Raw genomic sequence first — 21,743 nt, forward strand, 5'->3', positions numbered from 1 at the left:
GTGTCGGTACCCATTGTCTGCTGCCAGGTACCACTGCCCCGGAAGATCTAACCCTCGACGGTCTCGACGCTCTCGCCGATGTCGCCGACCGCGCCCTGAACTCGCATGTGACCGTCGGACAACGTGTACGTGACGCCGACGATCGCGCACGCACCCTTGTCCACCTTGTCGGCGATGATCCGCGACCTCTGCATGATCAGCGAGCCGGTCTCCACGACGTGACGGCCTTCGAGTTCGTCCACGGTGGACAAGCCCTCGTTGCGGCCCATCAGGATGGACGGAGCAACACGCTCGACCACACTGCGGATGAATCCGTCGGGAACTGCGCCCTCGTCCAGGGCGTCGAGCGTTGCCTTCACGGCACCGCAACCGTCGTGCCCGAGGACGACGATGAGCGGCACGTTGAGCACGTGAACCGCGTACTCGATGGAACCGAGCACCGAATCGTCGAGCACGTGACCTGCAGTGCGCACGACGAACATGTCGCCGAGACCCTGGTCGAAGATGATCTCGGCGGCTACGCGCGAATCACCGCAACCGAACAGCACCGCTGTGGGGTGCTGCCCATCGACGAGTTTCGCGCGGTCCGCGATTCCCTGGCTGGGGTGAATGGACGCGTCGTTGACAAATCGCTCGTTGCCTTCGCGAAGGGACTTCCAAGCGGAAATGGGGCTTGATCGTGGCATTCACTCATTGTGCACCCGCCGCATTTCGGGCTCTCGCCGGGAAGGTTGCGTGGACGCAAACGAAAGTTCCGCGTCGACATTCGCGCCCGGTGATGAAGTGGCCGAAATGGAACTTACTTCAGAGTCAGTTTCCTGATACCGTCTCCGAACGTGACCTGGAGCACTTCGAGCTCCCGAGTGTGATCGAAGAAACCCGACCAGAACGATTCGGCCGGAGAGGGGGATGGCGTGAGCACCGAAGCTACGACGACCGGGAATGGAACAACCGGGGAAACAACTGCTGTCTCCCCCGCCAAGACGAACATGTTCTCGAACCTGCTCTCCGAGATCGGACTGCTCTTCACCTTCACCGTTCGCGTGTGCGTTGCGGCGTTCACATCTCTTCGACACAAGCGCCTCGCCTGGCGTGAGGCGCTCGACCAGATGTGGTTTCTCGCCCACGTCACCTCGGTCGCGTCCGCTCTGGTGATGATTCCCCTCGGTGTCGGGGTAGCACTGCAGATCGGTGCGCTCGCAGATCAAATCGGCGCGGGTGCGTACAGCGGTGCCGTCGTCGCGTTCCTCATCATCGGACAGGCCGGCCCCCTGGTGTGCGCCCTGATCATCGCCGGTGTCGGCGGTTCCGCAATCTGCGCAGATTTGGGAGCGCGAACGATACGCGAGGAAATCGATGCACTCGAAGTGCTCGGTCTACCCGTGCTCGAACGCCTGGTCGTACCCCGGATGATCGCCATTGCCGTCGTCTGCCTCCTACTGAACTCGATAGTTCTCGTAATCGGTTTGGGCGCAAGCCTCTTCGTTCACGTCCTGATACTCGACGGCAACGCACAGAGTTTCCTGCGCAATCTCGTTCAATTCAGTCAACCCAGCGACTTCGTCGTCTCCGGCATCAAAGCCGTTGCCTTTGCTCTCATCTCGGGAATCGTGGCCTGCTACAAGGGCCTGACCGTCAAGCGCGGAGCTCAAGGCGTCGGCGACGCAGTCAACGAGACCGTCGTGCTCTCGTTTGTCCTCGTGTTTGTCGCCAACCTCGCAATTACTCAGTTCTACCCACTGTTCGTCTCGGTGAAAGGTGCCTATTGATGCACCTGCCCATCGCAATTCGTGCCAAGCGGGTCAGTTCGCGGACCGTCGACGGCCTGAGTCGACTCGGCGATCAGTTCACGTTCCACGCGCGTGTCATCACCTCGATTCCCGCAACCCTCAAGCGCTATTGGCGTGAAGTCGCCCGTCTCGTCGCCCAGGTGGCATTCGGTTCGGGCACCCTGCTCGCCGGAGGCGGCAGCGTCGTCGTGATCTTCGCGATCTCGTTCTTCGCCGGTTCCCAGATCGGACTCGAGGGCTACCGCGGACTCAACCTCGTCGGCCTCGCACCGCTGTCCGGCGTGATGTCCGCCATCGCGAATACTCGCGAGGTGGCACCACTCGTTGCCGCAATCACCCTGGCAGCCAAGGTCGGAACCGGATTCACCGCGCAGCTCGGAGCGATGCGGATCTCCGAGGAAATCGACGCGCTCGAAGTCATGGCGATTCCCTCGCTGCGGTACCTGGTCACCACCCGAATGATCGCGGCGCTCATCGCGGTGGTCCCGCTGTACCTGGTCGGCCTGTTTGCTTCGTACATGGCAACGGCGCTTGCGGTGATCCGGGTCAAAGGCCAGTCGGAGGGAACGTACGGCTACTACTTCAGTCTTTTCCTCTCTCCCAACGACATCTGGTTGTCCTTGATAAAAGTCATGGTGTTCGCGGTCGTCGTGACCCTCGTGCACTGCTACTACGGTTACACCGCGACGGGTGGACCCGAAGGCGTCGGACGAGCCGCCGGACGAGCGTTGCGCACCAGCATCGTCTTCCTTGCATTCACCGACGTCGCGATGACCATTGCGCTGTGGGGACTCAAACCTCACGTACCCGGGCTGACCGGATGATCGTCACGAATTCCAGCCGAATCACCCTGGCACTGCGGGGTTTACTCGCCGTGGTCATCCTGATCCTCGCCTACGTCTTCTTGTTCAGCAGAGGTACGGACTCCACCGGTTCCACACCGCAGGTCAGTGCTGTCGTCCCCGCCAGTGCCGGTGCGCTGCGAGTCGGATCCTCGGTACAGTACCGCGGCGTCGTCGTCGGCGCTGTGGCCGAGATCGAGCCGGGCACCACCGCTTCGACTGTCTCACTCGCGATCGACGAGGGAGCGTTCGAGGACATACCGTCGACAAGTCAGGTGCGACTGATGCCCCGCAACATCTTCGGTGACTTCTTCGTAGACTTGATTCAACCTGACGGACTCTCGCGTGGTCCTGCTCTCGTGCCGGGTACCGAATTGGTATCCGATCAGTCCGAAGTCGCGGTCCAGCTCTACCAATCGATCTCACGGATCTACTCGCTCGTTTCTTCCCTCGACCCCGCCGACATCAACGTCGCACTCACGGCAGTCTCGGACGCGTTGAGCGGCAAGGGAAACCAGATCGGCGAATCGCTCGATTCAGTCCACCAAGCGTTGGTCGGTGCGCAGCCCGTCATCGACGGACTCGGTGACGACCTCGACGACATAGCCACCCTCGCCGACAGTCTCTCGACGAGTGCGCCGGACATGCTCGCCGCATTCGAGAACTCCATCACCACATCCAAGACCGTCGTCGAGAAATCCGACGGGTTGGCGGGGCTTCTGCGTGCCGGCACCAGCACGGGAGCTGCTGCCACGAGTCTGATCGGTGACAATCGCGACCGCATGATCACCTTGGTCGACGACGCCGATTCCCTCACCAGCGCAATCACTTCGCGGCCGGACCACATCACCACCTTCTACAACGGCCTGCGCAATCTCACGATCAAGCTCCCGCCCGCGTTGGCGCATGGTCCGTGGCTCAGCACCGATCTACGGCTGTCCGTCACAGATCTGTATCCGTACGGAAAGACCGACTGCCCACAGTACGACGGAACCCGCGGACCCAACTGTCCTGCCGCCGCGACCGCGTTCGGCGGAACCGTCGGCCCGGTCGGCAGCCCTGCCGAACAGTCCCTGATCTCGGCTCTCACCCAGGGCGGTACAGCTTTGGACACTCTCGTGGCGGGGCCGGTATTTCGCGGCACGACGGTGGTGGGCGGATGAGCGTGAAGAAATCTCTGATCAGGTTCGGACTGTTTGCTGCACTGTCGATTCTCGCCACCGTGGTTGTGGTGAGCACCCTGATCAACCCAGTCTCCGGGTCGAGTTCGCAGTACCGGGCCGTCTTCGTCAATGCCTCCGGCCTGGTCACCGGCAGCGATGTTCAGATCGCCGGGGTGCGAGTAGGGCGCGTCGACAGCGTCGAGCTGGTGAACAACCAAGCCGTCGTCGGCTTCGAACTCGAATCTGCACAACGTATTCCGTCCGACGGTCGCGCTGTGGTGAGGTACGCAGACCTGTTGGGAGCGCGAACAATTTCGATCGAACCCGGACAGGCCGAACGCGCAACAGGCAACTACCTCTCCCCCGGGGCCACAATTCCCGTGGAACAGACTCAGCCGGCGATCGACCTCACCGACATCCTCGGCGGATTCCGTCCCCTGTTCGACGCACTTGACCCCGCAGAAGTCAACGAGCTTGCCGCACAGGTCGTCCAGGTATTCCAAGGACAAGGTTCCACCATCGAAAGCCTGCTGGAGCGCACTGTTGCCGTCACCGAGAACTTGACGTCCCGGGACGCGATCTTGGACCAACTACTGAACAACCTCGACCGGGTCCTTACCGTGACCACGACGAATCGACCCAACTTCGTCGAGATGATCAACACGCTCGACACACTGGTCGGCGGTTTGGCACAGGACCGCCAACAGATCTCGGCCGCAGTGGATTCCGCAGGCGCACTGACTTCTTCACTTCAGGACTTTGTGACGGGCGTGGAACCGGACTTGGCTGGCGCGCTGACTTCGATCGATCAGTCGGCTCGCGTCGTCGTCGACAATCGTGAGTCGCTGGCGACCGGTATCACCGCTTTCGATCAACTGTTCACCCAGTTGGGGATCGCGATGAGCTACGGAAGCTGGGCGAACATCTACATCTGCAACTTCCGGCTCAGCGCGCTGGACCAATCGGTGACCCTCGGCGGCCCCGAGCGTTCGGCGGTGTGCCGATGAACTGGCTCACCGTCAAGAACCCGGTCCGCAACGGAATCATCTGCATCCTCGTCGGAGTCGGTGTGGTTCTGGCCGCACTCGTTGTCCCTCAACTGATCTTGAAGGTCAAGACCAACGAGTACCACGCCGTCTTTACCAACGCCACCGGGTTGACGCAGGACGATCCGGTCAACGTCGCGGGAGTCCCGAGCGGGGTGGTCACCTCGTTGGCGGTCAGCGGCAACTCGGTTGAAGTCACCTTCCGACTCGACGACGGCGTCACTCTCGGCGAAGACTCCCGTGCGGACATCAAGATCTCGACTCTGCTCGGCCGACGCTCGCTCGACGTCACTCCGAACGGATCGCGCTCGTTACCCGCAGGTTCGACCATCCCCATCGAGAACACGAGCGTTCCCTTCACTCTCGACGATCTCGGTCGAGGAGCACAATCCACGTCGGAAAACCTTGATCTGCAACAACTGCGAAATATGCTGACCGTGGTGTCCGACAACTCACCGGACGATCCCGAACTCATTCGCCGCTCACTCGAGGGAATCGACGCACTCTCCGGAGTAGTCAACGACAACGACGTTGCGCTCCGTTCCCTTCTCACCGGAGCGCAGCAGACGACCGCAACACTGATCGAGCAGAAGGACACTCTGGAAACCCTTCTGGGGAATGCGGATCTGGTGATGTCCACGATCGCCGACCGGCGAGATGTGCTGAATGCGCTTGTACAAGACCTGAATCAGTTGAGCACCACACTTGCCCGGTTCCTGGGCGACAACCAGGCTTTGATCGACTCGGTCATGGGAGACATCCACGTGGTGACGGGAGTTCTGTCCGAGAACGAACAATCACTGACCACACTGCTCGACAACTTCGCCCCCAGCGTCCGCTACGTCACCAACGCAACCGGTAACGGCAACTGGCTCGACCTCAACTCACCCTCCACCCTCATCCCGGACAACTGGTTGTGCGTCGTCGGGCTCGTTCAGGGGTGTCGATGACCACGACCGTCAAGAAACTCGCCGTGCTGGCAGCGATTGTGATCTGCGCGATCGGTGCCGTCCTGTTCGTCACGCGTGACGAACACAGACTCACTCTCACCGCCGAATTCACCTCGACCGACGCTATCTTCACCGGGAACACAGTGACGATTCTGGGAGTTCCCAGCGGGAGGGTCGAGAGCGTCACGCCGGAAGGGTCCCGGGTACGAGTGGCGCTGAGCCTGCCATCCGGAACACGTATACCCGCCGACGCGCAGGCCTGGGTCCTGTCTCCCACGGTCATCAGTGACCGCACGATCGAACTCGGCCCCGGCTACGAGGACGGTGAGTTCCTCATCGACGGCGCGGTGATCCCTCTCGAACGCACTCACTCCCCTCTGACGTGGGACCAACTCACCGCATCGGTGAACGAATTGACGGTGGCGCTCGGCCCTGGCGCCGACGGCGGCGGGATCGGTGACCTCATCGGAGAAGGCGCCCACGCGTTGGACGGCAACGGGCAAGCATTCAACGATGCCGTTCGGTCCATCTCACAGGCCAGTTCGGTACTGGCGGGTGCAAGTCCCGACATCTCCGAACTGGTGAAGAACCTGAACACCCTCGTGCAGTTGATCGCGGACAACCAGACCAAGGTCGACTCCCTGTCGAACTCGGTGACAGTCACCGCCCGCACGTTCAGCGCCCAGCGAGAAGACATCAGCGGGGCGCTCGATTCCCTGACCACGTTGCTCGGACAGGTCTCAGCGCTACTCGCCGAACACGGCGAGGCGGTCACCGCCGATCTGGGTACGCTCGCACAGTTGGCCGGTGCAGTCGCGACCAAACAGGATCAACTGCGCGAGATCATCGAAACGGCACCAACGGGATTCGAGAACGTCGCCAACCTCGTCACCGAAGAAGGCCGAGCCAGAGCACGATTGAACGTCGCCACCGATCTCTCACAGTTCGACACGACGAGAGAACTGTGCGAGGAGATGCCGATACCGCTGTGCACAGGGCCGGGAATCGTCAATCCCATCGAATTTCCTTCGGCAGGCAGCTCCGACCTGGCACGCATCCTCGGTGGGGGTAACTGATGGCGTCGAACAAGTCCGTGGTGAGCGTTGTCGTGGCACTTGTCATCGCCGCGCCATTGACCGGCTGCAGTCTCAACTTCCAGCACCTCCCCCTCGGACGCGGTCTGCCAGGAGAGTCGTACCCGCTGAACATGGAATTCGTCGACGCGTCGTTACTTCCCGTCGGCGGCGAGGTGCGGATCGGCCAGGCAGTGGTCGGCAGAGTCACGTCGATGAGCGCGCAAACCTTTGCAGCCGTGGTACATACCGAAATCGCGTCGGACATCGAACTACCTGTCGGCACCCGCGCTCGGATCGAACTGTCGACCCCGATCGGCGATGCGTTCGTCAACCTCGAAGTTCCGGTCGATCCAGCGGGCCCCATTCTCGAACCAGGTTCCACCATCGAGCGATCGGAGACCGTGCGCGGACCCGATGTCGCACAACTGCTCGGCGCCGTCGGAACCCTGTTGAACGGCAGTGGGTTGGCGCAGGTCAAGAACATCGTCAGTGAGGCTGATCAGATTCTCGACGGCAGGGAGGAGACGATCCGCGATCTGCTTGCACGCCTTGACACTTTTCTCGGAACACTTGACGACCGAAAGGAATCGATCAATTCGGCACTGGATTCACTGAACCGGCTCAGCGCTCTGATCGGAGACGAGAGCGCCACCATCGACGAAGGCTTGCGCACACTCACACCCGCATTGGGCGTGATCGCCGACCAACGACAACCGCTCCTCGATCTACTCGACGAAACCGATCGGCTCAGTACCGCAACCAATTCCGTACTCGACCAGTCGGCCGACCAGATTTCCGAGATCACCGGACGACTGTCACCCATCCTCGACCAGTTCTCGGCAATGGGGCCGACACTGGGTGAGACGATGGCCAACCTGGACAACGCAAGAGTGCTCCTCGAGCGTGCCAGCCCAGGCGATTACGTGAACATCGACCTCGACGTCGATGTCGAGGGCACCGTGACCGGAGTGCTCAACGAGATAATCCCGGGCGCCGCACCGCCACTGCCACCTCTGCCCGCCTCCGATCGGGAACTGCCGATCACGACACCCCTGCAAGGAGGAACGCGATGAAGAACCGAACCGTCTATTTCGAGATCGCCGCCTTTCTCCTCATCGCGGTGGTCAGCACGACGTACGTACTCCGGCAAGTCGGTGCCGGAGATCCGTTCACCGGAACCTTCTCGGTCATCGTCGAATTGGAGAACGCGGCCGGAATCGCTCCCGGTTCGGAAGTGGCCTATCGCGGAGTCACCGTCGGCGACGTCGAGTCGGTGGAGGTGGACTCTGCCCAGGACCTCGTCGTGATGACGTTGAGCATCGCCGCCGACAAACAGATCCCCAACGATTCGCATGTGGCCATCAGCCAGGACACCGCCGTTCCGGTATTGAAAGTTCAGTTGTCCTCGCAGACCGACGGCGGCCCGTATCTGGTTGAAGGTTCCGTTGTTCCGACTGAGCGCACTTCGATCCCGGTCGCGTTGGGAACCGTGATTGCGAATTTCAACGCTGCTGCCGACACCGTCGATCCGGCAGACCTGCGAACCCTCTCGCACGAACTCGGCGAGGGATTGAACGGATTGGGTCCGGATCTGCAGGCGCTCGTCGACAACTTCGACGTGCTCGCGCGCACTGTCCAATCCGATCAACCGCGTGTCAACACACTCGTCGAGAACTCGCGCTCACTGTTCACTGCGAACGAGGAAAATGTTGACGCTCTTCCCGAAGTTGCACTCACACTTCGCCAATTGACAGATCAGGTACGAAACTCCGATCCGCAACTGCGCACACTCCTCGATCGAAGCCCGAGTGTTCTCGACAATCAGATACTGCCTCTCATCGAACAGAGTCGTGAGCCGTTCAGTCTGCTGTTGGCCAATTCTCTCGTCTCCACTCAGATCGTCACTGCACGGATGCCCGCCGTCGATGCCTTGTTGGTGGTGGTGCCCAAAGGATTCGAGAAGTTCGGAAGTATCGTCAAAGACGGACGGGCACAGCTTGATCTGATCACAGCACTCGGACCGGTCTGTATCTACGACACGCCCCGGCGATCGGTACAGGACACCTCACCGACCACGCTCGACAAGAACCAACACTGCGCGGACCAGTCGGGCCGGATCCAGAATCGCGGATCGCAGAACGTCCCCACCGGAATTGGAACGATCGACGGGGTTGCTGAATACGATCCTGCCCTCGGAACGGTCGCAGCCGGTGACGGAACGTCGATTCGTCTGGGCCTCAACGGTGGTCAGAACACCGTTCTCGGTGACAACTCGTTTGCCGCACTACTAGTACAAGGAACGCAATGACCGAGACAACCGAACCCCAGACGCCCACAATCGTCGACAAGCCCAAGCGGCTTCGCAAGCAGACCGTAGCGATCGTTGCCGGCGCCCTGGTCGTGGTCGCGGCGCTCGGATGGGGCGCATTCGCGACCTGGCAGAAATCGGTCGACGAAAACGCGCGTATCAGCGCCCTGGACAGCGGACGGCAATTCGCCACTGATCTTGCGACGTACAACTTCCAGAACCTCGATCAGAATCTCTCCGTGGTCCGTGACAATTCTGTCGGCGAATTCGCCGGTCAGTACGCCCAGGTGGCAGCCAACTTGCAGAACATGATCGTGCAGTATCAGGCGACCTCGTCCGCTCAGATCATTTCAGCCGGGTTGGCGAGCAGTGATCGCGACAACGCCGAGGTGCTCGTGTTCCTCGATCAGACGATCACGAACACCAACTCCCCCGATCCGAGAATCGACCGCAACCGGATGCAACTTTCGCTGGTCCGCGAGGACGGCGAGTGGAAACTGAGCAACGTGCAGTTGTTGTGACTTCGTCGCGGCGTAGTATCTCCCCGAGCATTATCGAGCGATAGCTAGGGGACCACGTATGGCCACGAAAGATTCGGCGAAGGACGCCACAGCCAGTTGGCGACGGATCGAGCCGCTCGAGCTGACTCCTATCCTGGAAGCCGCCCTCGAAGGATTCTACGACAACGGGTTCCACGGTACTTCGATACGCGAGATCGCACGCCGCGTCGGCGTGACGATCCCCGCCCTCTACTACCACCACCAGAGCAAAGAAGGGATCCTCCTTGCTCTGCTGGAGATTTCGACCAGTGACGTCCTCGCTCGTGCCCACAGCGCGTACGCCGACGGCGGAGACGACCCTCGACAACAGCTCACCAACGTCGTCGAAGCGATCGTGCTTCGTATGACGACCCGCTCTCGGTTGGCAGCCCTCGAGGGGGAAGTGCGCTACCTCAGCCCCGAACACCGACAGCGATATCGTGTCGTACGCAAGGGCGTCGAAGAATTGGTGCTCGGCATAGTCACCGAGGGTTCGGAACGAGGTCTCTTCTCAGTAGCAGACGTGCCCGAGACCACCCGCGCACTTCTCGCGATGTGCCAGTCGATTCCGCGCTGGTATCACGCCAAGGGAGAACTCACCCCGGAAGAGGTAGCTCAGAAGTACGCCGTCATCGCACTGAATACGGTTGGATGCAAGCCCGGCCGCAAGCGTGCACGTTGATTCTCATACTGTCGAATATCGCGCCCGAAGTTCGCGCTTGAGGATCTTGCCCGTAGCACCCAACGGAAGTTCCGTGACTATCTCGATGGACTTGGGGCACTTGTAGCCGGCAAGTCGGCTTCGAACGAAACCTGAAATCGAGTCGGTATCGAGTTGATGCCCTGCAGCAGCAACTACGACGGCTTTGACCGCCTCGCCCCACAGTGGATCCTCCACTCCAATGACGGCAACTTGGGATACTCCCGGATAGTCGGCGATGACCGATTCGACTTCGATGGGATAGACGTTCTCTCCACCCGTGATGATCATGTCCTTCATCCGATCGGTGATGTAGACGTAGCCCTCGCTGTCGACCCGTCCCACGTCGCCGGTATGGAACCACCCGTCGGTATCTATCGCAGCGGCAGTCTCTTCCGGCCGTCGGTAGTAACCTTCGGTCGTTTGCGGAGACCTGACATAGATCTCGCCGGCCTCGCCGACCGCAACTTCCTCGCCTTCCGGTGACATCACCTTCAAGTCCACCCAGGGGTAGGGTTTTCCGACCGAGCGCAGCAGTCCGACCTTCTCGCCGTCCACCGCATGGTCACAAGAATCGAGTTGTGTTACTGCTCCATGCGTTTCGGTCAGCCCGTAGACCTGGAACAGGGGCTTGCGGAACGTCTCGAGAGCTCGCTTCAAGACCCATGGTGTGATCGGCGAGGAACCGTAAGCGATGGATCGGAGAGTTGCGAAATTGCGCTCTCGCGCGCCTGGTACGTCGACCAGCATCCCGATGACGGAAGGCACGAGAAAGGTATTGGTGATACTCATCCCTTCCAGTACTTCCAACAGACCGGCAGGTGTGAATTCTGGGAGAACGACGTTATGGGCGCCATTCGCAAGTCCCACGAGCGCCCAACCCAATCCACCGATGTGGAACAGGGGCATCGCACACAAGCTGACCGAGGATTCGTCGAATCCCCATGGCCCGCCGGTTCGCGTGCATGCCTCCAGGTTCCTGTTGGATGTGAGAACACCTTTGGGTTTTGCCGTCGTTCCGGATGTATACAGTTGCAGTACAACGTCGTCCAGGCTTCCGCGCCATCCCGGATCGACCGAACTTGCGCCTGCCGATCGCGCTTCGTAGTCGAACTCCTCGGAACCGTCGATCTTCACGACACGCAGCTTCGCCCCTTCCGATGCCTGCACCGCCGAGACCACACCCTCGAATTCACTGTGGAAGAACAACACACGAGCGTCCGCGTCGGCGAGCACCTCGGCAACCTCGGCGCCGGACAACCTCCAATTGATCGGGATTGCCACTGCCCCGATCTTCGCTGCCGCAAGTACGATCTCGACGACTTGAGTCGAGCCTCTGTCCACCACAGCCACCCTGGTTCCAGATCTACAACCCAGGTCGAGAAGAACGTTGGCCAGCCGACTGGTGCGGAGGTCGAGCTCGGCAAACGTCATCGACCCGTCTCGACCTGTCAACGCGAGGGCGTCTGGTCGTGCAGCAGCGTGGCGTCGAGACTCATCGGCAAGGCGATATTGCGAGCACATCGTGAAAAGCCCTTTCTGGATTGGACGTAACTTCCGGCCCGGGCGCGTGGACGACACCGGGCGCTATCAGAACCGACGAACTCTCGACGAGCTATTGCATCGCCTCGATGTGTTTCATCACGTCCGGGTACCGACGTAAGTGGGCACCCCCGTTGACATCGAGAACCTCGCCCGTGATCCACGAAGAAGCATCGGAAGCGAGGAAGAACACCGCTTCGGCAACGTCGCGTGGCAACCCATTACGTCCGAGCGGAGTGTTCTCGGTGAAGTCCGCCTGAATAGCCGGCACACCGGTGAGACCCTCGACAAGTGGCGTTTCGACAAGACCTGGCGAAACCGCGTTGACGCGTATCCCCCGGTCTCCGAGTTCGAGTGCCGCAACCTCGGTGAGCATGGCGAGGCCAGCTTTGGCGGAGCAGTATCCTGCAAAACCTGCAGCCGCCTGCCGTGCGTTCAATGAGGTGATCGAGACGATCGATCCACCGGCAGTCATGGCACGCGCCGCGTGCTTGATCACGAAGAAACCTCCGGTGAGACAGATGTCAACGGTGCGCCGCCAAGTCTGCGCCTCCAAATCCGTTATGTAGCCCAGCAGATTCACCCCGGCACAATTGACCGCGATATCCAACCGACCATGCTGCGCCTCGGCCCCCTCGAATATCCCCTTGACCGATTCTTCGTCGACGACGTCGACCCGGACTGCTTCAGCTCGCCCACCGAGTTCTACGGCGCGTTTCCGCCCGCCTTCGATGTCGATGTCGCCTATCACGACGCTCACGCCTTCGGCAGCCAGCAATTGCGCTGTTGCCCAACCGATACCGGATGCTCCGCCGATCACGACGGCTACTGCACCTTCCATTCGCCCCGGCATCAGCGAGGAATGTTCTCGTAGTACGGGACAACGATTTCGTCCGTACTCGTGACGTCACCGAGCATCATCGTCGTGATGGGGTGGACTACGTGCGGGTCCACCTCGACGTTGATACATGCGGGAACCCCCGCGTCGAACGCGCGTTTCATAGCGTCGGCGATGGAGGCGACATCCTTAACACGCTCTCCGTATCCACCGAAGGCCTCGGCAACCTTCTCGTATGCGCTGTCTGCGAGTTCGGGTACGACAATTCCTTCGTCCCCGTACACCGCTTCCTGGCCGTGGATCGACATCCCCCACACTGCATTGTTGAATATCACTGTCACAACAGGTATTCCATGACGGGCCATTGTGTCGAATTCCTGGATGTGGAATCCTGCCGCGCCGTCACCGGTAATGAGCACAACGGGTGATTCCGGTCGTGCCCGATGTGCGCCGATTGCGAAACCGGGCCCCACACCCAGGCATCCGAGGTAGCCGAGCCTCAAGACACCACCAACCTCTTCGGTGGTAGTGAAGAACTCGCCCCACGACGGCGCCTCGGCACCGTCCATCACGAAAGTAGTACCGGGCGGGCAGGCTTCGACGATCGCGCGCGCTGCAAAGTACGGATGCGCCTTACCGCTTTCCGTCGCTTCGTCCTCGAAACCATGCCGGTGCGCATGTTTCGCACTGGTGGCGGCATCGACCCAGGCACTCCAATCGGGCCATTGACGTTGATCAGCAGCAGTTTTCAAAGCGATGAGCGCTTCTCGACAGTCGGCAAGTATCGGAACGTCCACGTCCTGCATACGCCCGATTTCGGACGCGTCGACGTCGATCTGGACCAACCGCGCACCGGGGAACAAGCTGGTGCGTCCGCCGGTGAACATCCCGGCTCGGGCACCGACAACGAATACCACGTCGGGGGTCGGATACCCAAGGGCAGGCAACGAGCCGATCGCCAACAGTCCGCCGCCGGCCAGTCGATGGCTTGCGGGTACCGCTCCATCGGACTTCCCGGGGTAGAACACCGGCACGTCCACCGTTTCCGCGAACGCCACCAGCGCCGCGCTCGCATGGGAGAAAGTGACGCCACCTCCGATCACAATGGCGGGGTTCGTCGCTTCACCGAGCAGATCGAGAGCGACCTCGACCGCTGCAGCAGTCGGACCCGACCTCGCACTCACGGTGTAGTTCACCGGAAATCTCACGGTGTCTTCGTCGGCTTCACCGAACATCACGTCGATCGGCACTTCGAGCAGCACCGGCCCCGGAATTCCGGTCGTCGCCTTACGAATTGCCAGAGCAACTATCTCGGGGACGCGTGCCGGATCGGTGATGCGGTATGCCCACTTGGTCACCGGAACAGCTGCGGCAATCTGATCGAAACCACCCTGAAGCGGATTCGTCTCGGTCTCACGCATCGGCGGAGCACCGACGACGAAGATAGTCGGCGTGCGATCGAGGAGTGCATTGGTCAGCGCGGTGTAGACATTCGTGAAGCCCGGGCCGGAGGTGACTACACAAACGCCGTAATTGCCCGTCACTCGCGCGTATGCATCCGCAGCGTGTCCCGCAGTGGCTTCGTGTCGGGTGTCGGTGAGCCGGATGCCGTGACGTCGACAGGCTACGAGGAAAGCATCCAAGTGCCCTCCGTGCAGGGTGAAGACCTCGGTTGTGCCCGCTTCAGCTAGTGCTCTGGCAAGTAATTCGCCACCGTTGACAATCATGTATTTCCTTCCGGAGTTTGCCGCTTGATTAACGATCGCTAAGTCATTCCACCGTATCGTGGGTCACAGTGCGACGCCAGAGTGGCATTATGCGAACACATGGCACGAAATTCCCCTCAAACCGATCGAATCGTCATGCTGACCGAACTGCTGGCATCCGACCCCACGGCGGGGCGGAGCCTCGCCGATATCGCACGACACCTCGGCGTCGCAAAGGCGACCTGCTACCCCATGGTCGTCGCTCTCGCCGAGGCCGGCTGGCTCGTCCGCCACCCGATCCGCAAGACCTACCAACTCGGCCCGGCGCTAGTCCCCGTCGGCCAAGCCGCTTCCCGCGCAATCGATGTCGTCGATCTTTCACGCACCGTCATGCAAGAACTGGCCGACACATCCGAACTGGCCTGTCTCGGATTCATCCGATCCGGCGCCGACCTCGTTGTCGCCGAGGCAATTCAACCGATCTCCAGGCGCAGCGGAACTCTCGGGTTGCGCATCGGCGACAATGTGCTGATGGCACCTCCACTGGGTGCAGGCCTTGCCGCATGGCTCGACGAGAACGACCTCCACGAATGGTTTCTCCTCGGCAAGGAGGCATTGGACACGGAGGCCGCACTTCTACGGTCGGAGTACGAGCCAATCCTCACGGCCATTCGAGAGCGCGGGTTCGCCGTGGAATGCCTTCGCCAACAAGAACGTTCAATTTCCGACGCCGTCGCCGAGATGCGCGGCCCGGGAGTCGGCGGCCAGAGGGCAGCACTCGCACTGAGAGAAGCGCGACGTCTTCTGTCCGCGGATGTCGCGGTCGGAACACTCGACCTCGACGGCAATTATCAATTGCTGTCCGTCAATGCCGTCGCCTTCGCCCAGGACTCGACACCGGCGCTGATCCTCTGCTTGGTCGATGCCCCGTCACCACTGACCGGGGAGCGGATCGCCGCACTGGGCAAGCTCGTGAGTGAAGCCGCCGATCAGGTCACCACTCTCATGCACGGCCGGACACCTCGACCATTGACATCCACAGGCGGAGCAACATAGCTTGTGAGTCAAATGACTTATGTAACGATCGCTAAGTCATGAGTGTGGCGGTTTGCCTACGTCCACGTGAGCGCCCCGATCCCCGCACACCCACCCACCGCAAGGAGCCTGCATGATTCTCACTCACTCCGCCCTTTACATAGACGGAACCTGGCAATCACCGACGATTTCGGACGCCATCTCGGTGCACTCGGCCAGTACAGAAGAGAAGATCGGCAGCGTGCCGGGCAGCGCAACAAACGACGTCGATTCTGCCGTCGCGGCGGCGGGCCGGGCCTTTCGTACGTGGTCGCGACTCGAGCCTGCCGACCGAGCCGACGCCTTGGATCGATTTGCCACAGCCTTGGGGCGTCGCGCCGACCTCACAGCCCGATTGGTCAGCCAGCAGAACGGAATGCCCGTATCGATCTCCACTGTCGCTGAAGGACAGGGACCTTCAGGGCTTTTGAGCTATTACGCCGCGCTTGCCCGCACGACCGAGCTCGAAGAACCCCGTCACGCGCTGGCCGGAACGGGAACCACCATCGTTCGGAAAGAACCGATCGGTGTTGTTGCCGCGATTGCACCGTGGAACTTCCCATCTCTTCTCGCAATGATGAAAATCGCCCCCGCGCTCGCATCGGGATGCACCGTCGTACTGAAGCCGTCACCCGAGACCTTGCTCGACGCGTTCGTCCTCGCCGAGGCCGCAATGGAGGCCGGTCTTCCTGCCGGTGTTCTCAACATCGTCACCGGCGGACCCGAAATCGGCAAATACCTCGTCGCTCATCCGGGTGTACACAAGGTCGCGTTCACTGGCTCTACACCGGCAGGCCGACACATCGGAGCAACCTGCGGACGACTTCTGCGTCCGGTATCGCTCGAACTCGGCGGCAAGTCCGCCGCAGTCATTCTCGACGATGCGGACCTCGACGCGACGATGGCAGGTTTGGCGACGGCATCGTTGATCAACACTGGACAAACCTGCTACGCCTCGACAAGAATTCTCGCGCCCGTCGGACGCTACGAGGAAGTGCTCGATGCCGTCACCGCAATGGTCGAGTCGCTGCCGGTGGGCGACCCGTTGGATCCCACCACCTTTATCGGCCCTCTCGTGAGCGCCGGGCAGCGCGAACGTGTCGAGTCCTTCATCGCCGCAGGCACTGCGGAAGGCGCACGGATCACGACCGGCGGATCACGACCGCGCACACTCGAGCGCGGATGGTTCCTGGAGCCAACCGTTTTCGGTAACGTCTCCGCAAACCACACGATTGCAACCGAAGAGATCTTCGGCCCCGTACTCTCTGTCATTCCATACACCGACGAGGCACAGGCCATCGCAATCGCCAACGACTCCGAGTACGGCCTCGGTGGAACCGTGTGGACTGCCGACTTCGACCGCGGGATGGAAATAGCCCGCTCAGTCGATACCGGTTCGTTCGGGATCAACGGCTACACACTCGATTTCGGGGCACCGTTCGGAGGCACCAAGGCCAGCGGCATCGGTCGCGAGCTTGGACCGGAAGGCCTGGCCGCATACTTCCAGACCAAATCGATCTTCACCACGGCCTGATTCGTCACCTGCGCCATCAATGGCCGGAAATCGTCGAGCACATGATGATTGCACACTTACTTAACGATCGTTAATCTAAGTTGAATGCAATAACCGCGACAGAAGATCAAGGAAGTATCCAGTGGCCGTGCGATCCAGTGACCAGTACCGAAAAGGGCTCAGCGACGATCGCCGAGTCTTCTACCGAGGCAAGAAGATTTCCGATGTCTACGCCGAACCCGAACTGACTCTCGCAGTAGATCATTCAGCACTGTGCTACGACATCGCCGACGATCGACCCGACCTCGCGGTCACCGATGTCGACGGCGACCCAGTCAGCGCGTTCTACGTGGCGCCGACATCTGCGGACGACCTGATTCGTCGCGGCGCCCTGATCGAGGAAGTATCGCGGCGCGGCGGCGGAACCATCGTCCTCAAAGAGGTGGGCAGCGATGCGCTGTTCGCCCTTCTTCGTGCAACCAGCGGTGAAGGTCTCGAGAATGCGCGCGCTTTCTACAAGCGGGTCTGCGACGGCGATCTCGCACTCGCCGTCGCGCAAACCGACGTCAAGGGTGACCGGTCACTTGGACCGCGCCAACAGGCAGACCCAGACCTCTACCTGCACATCGTCGACGAGGACGCCGACTCCATCACCGTGCGCGGCGCGAAGTGCCACACTTCGTTCTCGGCGAACGCCGACGAGTTGATCGTGCTGCCCACCCGCGCAATGGGCCCCGAAGACGCCGACTACGCAGTGTCCTTCGCCATCCCGATCGACACACCAGGTCTCGAGCTGTACGTCTCTCCCTACGCAGCCGGAGAACGCAACTCCTTCGAATTTCCGATCTCCACGAAACACAAACTCCTCGAATCGCTCACCGTCTTCAACGATGTCCGAGTACCGAAAAATCGAGTCTTCCTCAACCGTCAACCCGAACTTGCCGGACCACTCGCGTTGGCGTTTGTCGATTACCACCGTTTCACCGCCATCAACTACAAGTTGCCCCTGCTCGACATCATGGTCGGAGCAGCTTCACTGATCGCCGAGGCCAACGGCATCAACAAGGCAGGCCACGTGAAGGGCAAGATCACCGAACTGATCACCTGGAGCGAGACCGTGCGCGGACTGGCTCAACTCGCCGCCGTTCGATCAAAGCCAGGAGCACACGGTGTCAGGCAACCAGATCCGCTTGCCGTCAACATGGCCAAATACCACTTCGCACATGGATTCCACAACGCGGTCGCCATCCTCACCGATCTCTCAGGTGGCCTCCTCGCCACCGGCCCCGGCGGTGAAGACTGGGAGAATCCCGAAATTCGTGTAGTTCTCGAAAAATACTACGCTGCAGCAGTTCCTGCCGAAAAGCGTCTCCGTCTACTCAACTTCATTGCGGATCTGACCGCCCGCGACTACGGCGGATATCAGTCAGTCCTGGCCACGCACGCAGAAGGATCACTCGAGGCCGAGAAACTGCAGATCTCACGCTCCTTCGATCCGACGAGGGCACGCGAATACGTCAGTGACCTCGCCGGAATATCCCACCTCTGACCATTCGTCCCGAGAGAACAACAAGGATTTTCATGATCTCGACAGCATTCACGGAAACGTTCGGCGTTCGCCACCCCATCGTCCAAGGTGGAATGCAGTGGGTCGGCAGAGCAGAACTCGTCGCAGCCGTTGCCAATGCCGGCGCATTGGGATTCATCACTGCACTCACGCAGCCGACGCCGGCCGACCTGGCGAACGAAATCGCCCGATGCCGCGACCTGACCGACCAACCGTTCGGCGTCAACCTCACAATTCTGCCGTCGATCACGCCACCGCCGTACGACGAGTACCGCCAGGTGATCGTCGACTCAGGCGTGAAGATCGTCGAGACCGCAGGTTCCAATCCCGGTCCTCACCTGCCGATCTTCCATGACGCCGGAATCAAAGTGCTCCACAAGTGCACAACAGTCCGGCATGCGGTCAAAGCACAGGATCTCGGTGTCGATGGAATCAGTATCGACGGATTCGAGTGCGCCGGCCATCCAGGGGAAGACGATGTCGCAGGCTTGGTCTTGATTCCAGCTGCCGCAGAAAAGATTTCGATACCCATGATCGCTTCCGGCGGCTTCGCCGATGCACGTGGTCTGGTCGCCGCGCTGGCGCTCGGAGCAGACGGCATCAACATGGGTACGCGATTCATGTGCACCACCGAGTCTCCGATCCACCAGAACATCAAAGAAGCCATCGTCGCTGCAGACGAAACACAGACCGAACTGATCTTCCGACCACTCCGCAATACTGCACGCGTGGCAAGCAACATCGTCAGCCGAGAGGTTGTCGACATACTCTCCCGCGGCGGACAATTCGAGGATGTGCGCGACCTGGTAGCAGGAGCGCGTGGGCGAAGCGTATACGAAACCGGTAATCCCGACGCCGGTATCTGGACGGTCGGCACATCACAGGGGCTGATCCACGACATCCCCACCGTCGACGAGTTGGTCCAGCGCATGGTGTCCGAAGCAGAGGCCATCATCGGGGCACGCTTGCGTTCGATGACCGAACGCGTTTCCGTCTAGGACAGGAGAGCAACCCATGCGTCGAACACTGTTCACAGCCGACCACGAAGCCTACCGAGAGACTGTGCGCGAGTTCATTGCCCGCGAGATCACGCCTCACTACGACAGCTGGGAAGAAGCCAGGCTCGTCGACCGATCAGCGTGGCTCGCGGCCGGCAAGATGGGTATTGTCGGCCTGGCCGTCCCCGAACAATACGGAGGCTCGGGTGAACTCGACTACCGGTACCGGTACGTGGTCGCCGAAGAGATCGCCCGTACCGGCACCACCTCGTTCGGCGCCGGACTAGGCCTTCAGGACGACATCGTCATTCCGTACATCGCCGACCTCGGCACAGACGAGCAGAAAGCACGTTGGCTACCTGGTATGGCTGCCGGTGAACTCATCTGCGCCATCGCGATGACCGAACCGGGTACCGGCAGTGATCTGCAAGGCATCAAGACCTCCGCTGTTCGAGATGGCGACGACTGGATCTTGAACGGACAGAAGACGTTCATCACCAGCGGAATTCACGCCGACATCGTCATCGTTGCGGCCCGCACCGATCGCAAAGCGGGGTCGCGGGGATTCAGCCTCCTCGTGGTCGAACGCGGGATGGACGGATTCACCCGCGGTCGCAAACTCCACAAGGTGGGGTTGGCGGGTCAAGACACAGCCGAGTTGTCGTTCGACAACGTAAGAGTCCCGGCAAGCAACCTCCTGGGCGAGGAGGGCGGAGGCCTCATTCATCTCATGGAGCGTCTTCCCCGTGAGCGTCTGTCGATCGCCGCGAGCGCAATCAGTTCCGCGCGTGCGGCCTACGAATGGACCAAAGACTACGCGTTCGACCGCACCGCCTTCGGCAAGCCGATCGGCGACTTCCAGAACACTCGATTCGCCCTCGCCGAGATGCTGACCGAGATCGACGTGACACAGGCATACGTCGACAACGCAGTCCTGGCCATCAACGACGACCAACTGTCAGCAGTCGAAGCAGCACAGGCGAAGTGGTGGGCCAGCGAACTTCAGAAGCGCGTCGTGGATCGCTGCGTACAACTACACGGTGGATACGGCTACATGATGGAGTACCCGATCGCCCGGGCCTACGTAGACAGCCGAATCCAGACCGTCTACGGCGGAACCACCGAAATCATGAAGGAGATAATCGGTCGCGACATCGCAAAGAGTTGATCAGCACCGAGAACGACCGTGGTCCCGAACATCCTGTGTTCGGGACCACGGTCGTTGTAAGCGCCGTTCTCGCTTCGTCTATCCGAAGACTGCTGCGCGCTTTTCCTGAAACGCCGCAACACCTTCGGCAAAATCACCACTACCCAACAGGTCGATCTGGCCTACGCGCTCGCGTGTGAACGCATCACCGAGTTCGGTGAGCGTAGCGTCGTTGATCGCCTTCTTGGTAAACCGAAAAGCAGGGGACGACCCGACGACCAATCGGTGGGTCAGGTCTGCCAATTCCACCGCGAAGGCGTCGTCCTCGCACACGTGTGAGACCAGGCCGCAGTCGAAAGCATCTCGAGCGGATAATCTTTCGGCCAGCAGCGCCATGCGCATCGCGCGCGCGCGACCGATCGACGCTGCCACCAGTGCGGTAGCTCCACCGTCCGGCATCAATCCCACCTTGGTGAACGCGAGCAGAAAGTAACTCGACTCCGCCGCGAGCACGAGGTCGCACGCCAAAGCCAGCGAAACACCCACACCTGCGGCAGGGCCTCGTACCGCAGCGACCACCGGAAACGGAAACTCTCGAATGGTCTGCACCAAGGCATTGGCGGCATCGATCGTGTCCGCCGACGGCGGACCGGACAACGTCACGTCCGCGAGGTCCGCGCCCGTGCAAAAGGCCTTGCCCTCTCCTTCGAGAACCGCCACCCGCACGTCCGAGGATTGTGCGTGCTCGACGAAGATCGTGGCAAGTCTCTCCAGGGTTTCGGTAGTCAACGCGTTCATTCGCGCTGGCCTGTTGACAACTATGCGGAGCACCCCGCCGTCTTGGCTCGCGTAGACATCCGGTCGCGTTTCGGTCATTGAAATTCCTTGTCAGTCAGACTCGATCGAGTTGTGCTACAAAAGTTGATCTTCGCGATCCATCGACG

General features: G+C 60.9%; 20 protein-coding genes. 15 read left to right on the plus strand and 5 right to left on the minus strand.

The genetic code is table 11. From position 1 onward, the window contains the following. Positions 1 to 47 precede the first annotated feature (47 nt). Entirely contained in the window at positions 48 to 686 is a 639-nt protein-coding gene (locus tag ABIE52_RS18315) for a carbonic anhydrase (protein WP_003945421.1), read from the minus strand. Positions 687 to 914: 228 nt separating this feature from the next. Here ABIE52_RS18315 and ABIE52_RS18320 point away from each other — a divergent pair, with 228 nt between their 5' ends. Genes ABIE52_RS18320 through ABIE52_RS18365 form a run of 10 tightly spaced genes read left to right on the plus strand, consistent with a single transcriptional unit; the run spans position 915 to position 10,396 of the window. Continuing rightward, positions 915 to 1,769 carry an MlaE family ABC transporter permease gene (locus tag ABIE52_RS18320; RefSeq protein WP_003945667.1) on the plus strand — a complete coding sequence of 285 codons (855 nt, stop codon included), beginning with the start codon at positions 915 to 917 and terminating at the stop codon, positions 1,767 to 1,769. Then, positions 1,769 to 2,614: an MlaE family ABC transporter permease gene (locus ABIE52_RS18325; RefSeq protein ID WP_003945610.1), complete on the plus strand. Its 846-nt coding sequence runs from the start codon at positions 1,769 to 1,771 to the stop codon at positions 2,612 to 2,614. The genes ABIE52_RS18320 and ABIE52_RS18325 overlap by 1 nt, the downstream gene beginning before the upstream one ends. Further along, on the plus strand, positions 2,611 to 3,795 hold the full coding sequence (locus ABIE52_RS18330; protein ID WP_063315055.1) for an MCE family protein: 1,185 nt from the start codon (positions 2,611 to 2,613) through the stop codon (positions 3,793 to 3,795). Before ABIE52_RS18325 ends, ABIE52_RS18330 begins: the two co-directional genes overlap by 4 nt. Then, positions 3,792 to 4,802, plus strand: coding sequence for an MCE family protein (locus ABIE52_RS18335; protein ID WP_192711850.1), 1,011 nt, complete (start codon positions 3,792 to 3,794; stop codon positions 4,800 to 4,802). The genes ABIE52_RS18330 and ABIE52_RS18335 overlap by 4 nt, the downstream gene beginning before the upstream one ends. Continuing rightward, positions 4,799 to 5,791 carry an MCE family protein gene (locus ABIE52_RS18340; RefSeq protein WP_228401865.1) on the plus strand — a complete coding sequence of 331 codons (993 nt, stop codon included), beginning with the start codon at positions 4,799 to 4,801 and terminating at the stop codon, positions 5,789 to 5,791. Before ABIE52_RS18335 ends, ABIE52_RS18340 begins: the two co-directional genes overlap by 4 nt. Continuing rightward, positions 5,788 to 6,867 carry an MCE family protein gene (locus ABIE52_RS18345; RefSeq protein WP_192711848.1) on the plus strand — a complete coding sequence of 360 codons (1,080 nt, stop codon included), beginning with the start codon at positions 5,788 to 5,790 and terminating at the stop codon, positions 6,865 to 6,867. The genes ABIE52_RS18340 and ABIE52_RS18345 overlap by 4 nt, the downstream gene beginning before the upstream one ends. Then, positions 6,867 to 7,940, plus strand: a complete 1,074-nt coding sequence (locus ABIE52_RS18350) for an MCE family protein (RefSeq protein WP_042451872.1) — start codon at positions 6,867 to 6,869, stop codon at positions 7,938 to 7,940. Before ABIE52_RS18345 ends, ABIE52_RS18350 begins: the two co-directional genes overlap by 1 nt. Continuing rightward, the gene (locus tag ABIE52_RS18355; RefSeq protein WP_192711847.1) at positions 7,937 to 9,175 is read left to right on the plus strand and encodes an MlaD family protein; all 1,239 of its coding nucleotides are present in this window, start codon (positions 7,937 to 7,939) and stop codon (positions 9,173 to 9,175) included. The genes ABIE52_RS18350 and ABIE52_RS18355 overlap by 4 nt, the downstream gene beginning before the upstream one ends. Further along, positions 9,172 to 9,696 (plus strand): Rv1363c family protein, encoded by a 525-nt coding sequence (locus ABIE52_RS18360; protein ID WP_042451875.1) that lies wholly within the window; start codon positions 9,172 to 9,174, stop codon positions 9,694 to 9,696. Before ABIE52_RS18355 ends, ABIE52_RS18360 begins: the two co-directional genes overlap by 4 nt. 58 nt (positions 9,697 to 9,754) lie before the next feature. Next, positions 9,755 to 10,396, plus strand: a complete 642-nt coding sequence (locus ABIE52_RS18365) for a TetR/AcrR family transcriptional regulator (protein WP_054826799.1) — start codon at positions 9,755 to 9,757, stop codon at positions 10,394 to 10,396. A 3-nt stretch (positions 10,397 to 10,399) separates the two neighbouring features. Here the strand turns inward: ABIE52_RS18365 and ABIE52_RS18370 are convergent, their stop codons facing one another. From ABIE52_RS18370 to ABIE52_RS18380, 3 genes are all read right to left on the minus strand, one after another. Further along, positions 10,400 to 11,938 carry a long-chain-fatty-acid--CoA ligase gene (locus tag ABIE52_RS18370; protein ID WP_054826798.1) on the minus strand — a complete coding sequence of 513 codons (1,539 nt, stop codon included), beginning with the start codon at positions 11,936 to 11,938 and terminating at the stop codon, positions 10,400 to 10,402. A 91-nt stretch (positions 11,939 to 12,029) separates the two neighbouring features. Beyond that, positions 12,030 to 12,809, minus strand: a complete 780-nt coding sequence (locus ABIE52_RS18375; RefSeq protein WP_354541515.1) for an SDR family NAD(P)-dependent oxidoreductase — start codon at positions 12,807 to 12,809, stop codon at positions 12,030 to 12,032. Beyond that, positions 12,809 to 14,521 carry a thiamine pyrophosphate-binding protein gene (locus tag ABIE52_RS18380; protein WP_192711846.1) on the minus strand — a complete coding sequence of 571 codons (1,713 nt, stop codon included), beginning with the start codon at positions 14,519 to 14,521 and terminating at the stop codon, positions 12,809 to 12,811. Before ABIE52_RS18380 ends, ABIE52_RS18375 begins: the two co-directional genes overlap by 1 nt. Positions 14,522 to 14,620: 99 nt before the next feature. Here ABIE52_RS18380 and ABIE52_RS18385 point away from each other — a divergent pair, with 99 nt between their 5' ends. The 5 genes from ABIE52_RS18385 (at position 14,621) to ABIE52_RS18405 (ending at position 20,820) form a co-directional block, all read left to right on the plus strand. After that, positions 14,621 to 15,556, plus strand: a complete 936-nt coding sequence (locus ABIE52_RS18385) for a helix-turn-helix domain-containing protein (RefSeq protein ID WP_192711845.1) — start codon at positions 14,621 to 14,623, stop codon at positions 15,554 to 15,556. A gap of 112 nt (positions 15,557 to 15,668) precedes the next feature. Then, on the plus strand, positions 15,669 to 17,108 hold the full coding sequence (locus tag ABIE52_RS18390; protein WP_042451887.1) for an aldehyde dehydrogenase: 1,440 nt from the start codon (positions 15,669 to 15,671) through the stop codon (positions 17,106 to 17,108). 121 nt (positions 17,109 to 17,229) lie between these two features. Next, entirely contained in the window at positions 17,230 to 18,636 is a 1,407-nt protein-coding gene (locus tag ABIE52_RS18395) for a 4-hydroxyphenylacetate 3-hydroxylase N-terminal domain-containing protein (protein WP_064443079.1), read from the plus strand. 32 nt (positions 18,637 to 18,668) lie between these two features. Further along, positions 18,669 to 19,652, plus strand: a complete 984-nt coding sequence (locus tag ABIE52_RS18400) for an NAD(P)H-dependent flavin oxidoreductase (protein WP_042451892.1) — start codon at positions 18,669 to 18,671, stop codon at positions 19,650 to 19,652. Between the two features lie 16 nt (positions 19,653 to 19,668). Beyond that, positions 19,669 to 20,820: an acyl-CoA dehydrogenase family protein gene (locus ABIE52_RS18405; RefSeq protein ID WP_192711844.1), complete on the plus strand. Its 1,152-nt coding sequence runs from the start codon at positions 19,669 to 19,671 to the stop codon at positions 20,818 to 20,820. A 78-nt stretch (positions 20,821 to 20,898) separates the two neighbouring features. Here ABIE52_RS18405 and ABIE52_RS18410 read toward each other — a convergent pair whose 3' ends face one another. After that, on the minus strand, positions 20,899 to 21,675 hold the full coding sequence (locus ABIE52_RS18410) for an enoyl-CoA hydratase (protein WP_192711843.1): 777 nt from the start codon (positions 21,673 to 21,675) through the stop codon (positions 20,899 to 20,901). Between the last annotated feature and the right edge of the window lie 68 nt (positions 21,676 to 21,743).

The sequence above is a fragment of the Rhodococcus sp. OAS809 genome, from assembly GCF_040546695.1.
Taxonomy (GTDB): Bacteria; Actinomycetota; Actinomycetes; order Mycobacteriales; family Mycobacteriaceae; genus Rhodococcus_F; species Rhodococcus_F qingshengii.

Coding starts and splice junctions, on each gene's coding strand:
- ABIE52_RS18315 (WP_003945421.1), bottom strand. CDS start 686: ATGCCACGATCAAGCCCCATTTCCGCTTGGAAGTCCCTTCGCGAAGGC.
- ABIE52_RS18325 (WP_003945610.1), top strand. CDS start 1,769: ATGCACCTGCCCATCGCAATTCGTGCCAAGCGGGTCAGTTCGCGGACC.
- ABIE52_RS18330 (WP_063315055.1), top strand. CDS start 2,611: ATGATCGTCACGAATTCCAGCCGAATCACCCTGGCACTGCGGGGTTTA.
- ABIE52_RS18335 (WP_192711850.1), top strand. CDS start 3,792: ATGAGCGTGAAGAAATCTCTGATCAGGTTCGGACTGTTTGCTGCACTG.
- ABIE52_RS18340 (WP_228401865.1), top strand. CDS start 4,799: ATGAACTGGCTCACCGTCAAGAACCCGGTCCGCAACGGAATCATCTGC.
- ABIE52_RS18345 (WP_192711848.1), top strand. CDS start 5,788: ATGACCACGACCGTCAAGAAACTCGCCGTGCTGGCAGCGATTGTGATC.
- ABIE52_RS18350 (WP_042451872.1), top strand. CDS start 6,867: ATGGCGTCGAACAAGTCCGTGGTGAGCGTTGTCGTGGCACTTGTCATC.
- ABIE52_RS18355 (WP_192711847.1), top strand. CDS start 7,937: ATGAAGAACCGAACCGTCTATTTCGAGATCGCCGCCTTTCTCCTCATC.
- ABIE52_RS18360 (WP_042451875.1), top strand. CDS start 9,172: ATGACCGAGACAACCGAACCCCAGACGCCCACAATCGTCGACAAGCCC.
- ABIE52_RS18365 (WP_054826799.1), top strand. CDS start 9,755: ATGGCCACGAAAGATTCGGCGAAGGACGCCACAGCCAGTTGGCGACGG.
- ABIE52_RS18370 (WP_054826798.1), bottom strand. CDS start 11,938: ATGTGCTCGCAATATCGCCTTGCCGATGAGTCTCGACGCCACGCTGCT.
- ABIE52_RS18375 (WP_354541515.1), bottom strand. CDS start 12,809: ATGCCGGGGCGAATGGAAGGTGCAGTAGCCGTCGTGATCGGCGGAGCA.
- ABIE52_RS18380 (WP_192711846.1), bottom strand. CDS start 14,521: ATGATTGTCAACGGTGGCGAATTACTTGCCAGAGCACTAGCTGAAGCG.
- ABIE52_RS18385 (WP_192711845.1), top strand. CDS start 14,621: ATGGCACGAAATTCCCCTCAAACCGATCGAATCGTCATGCTGACCGAA.
- ABIE52_RS18390 (WP_042451887.1), top strand. CDS start 15,669: ATGATTCTCACTCACTCCGCCCTTTACATAGACGGAACCTGGCAATCA.
- ABIE52_RS18400 (WP_042451892.1), top strand. CDS start 18,669: ATGATCTCGACAGCATTCACGGAAACGTTCGGCGTTCGCCACCCCATC.
- ABIE52_RS18405 (WP_192711844.1), top strand. CDS start 19,669: ATGCGTCGAACACTGTTCACAGCCGACCACGAAGCCTACCGAGAGACT.
- ABIE52_RS18410 (WP_192711843.1), bottom strand. CDS start 21,675: ATGACCGAAACGCGACCGGATGTCTACGCGAGCCAAGACGGCGGGGTG.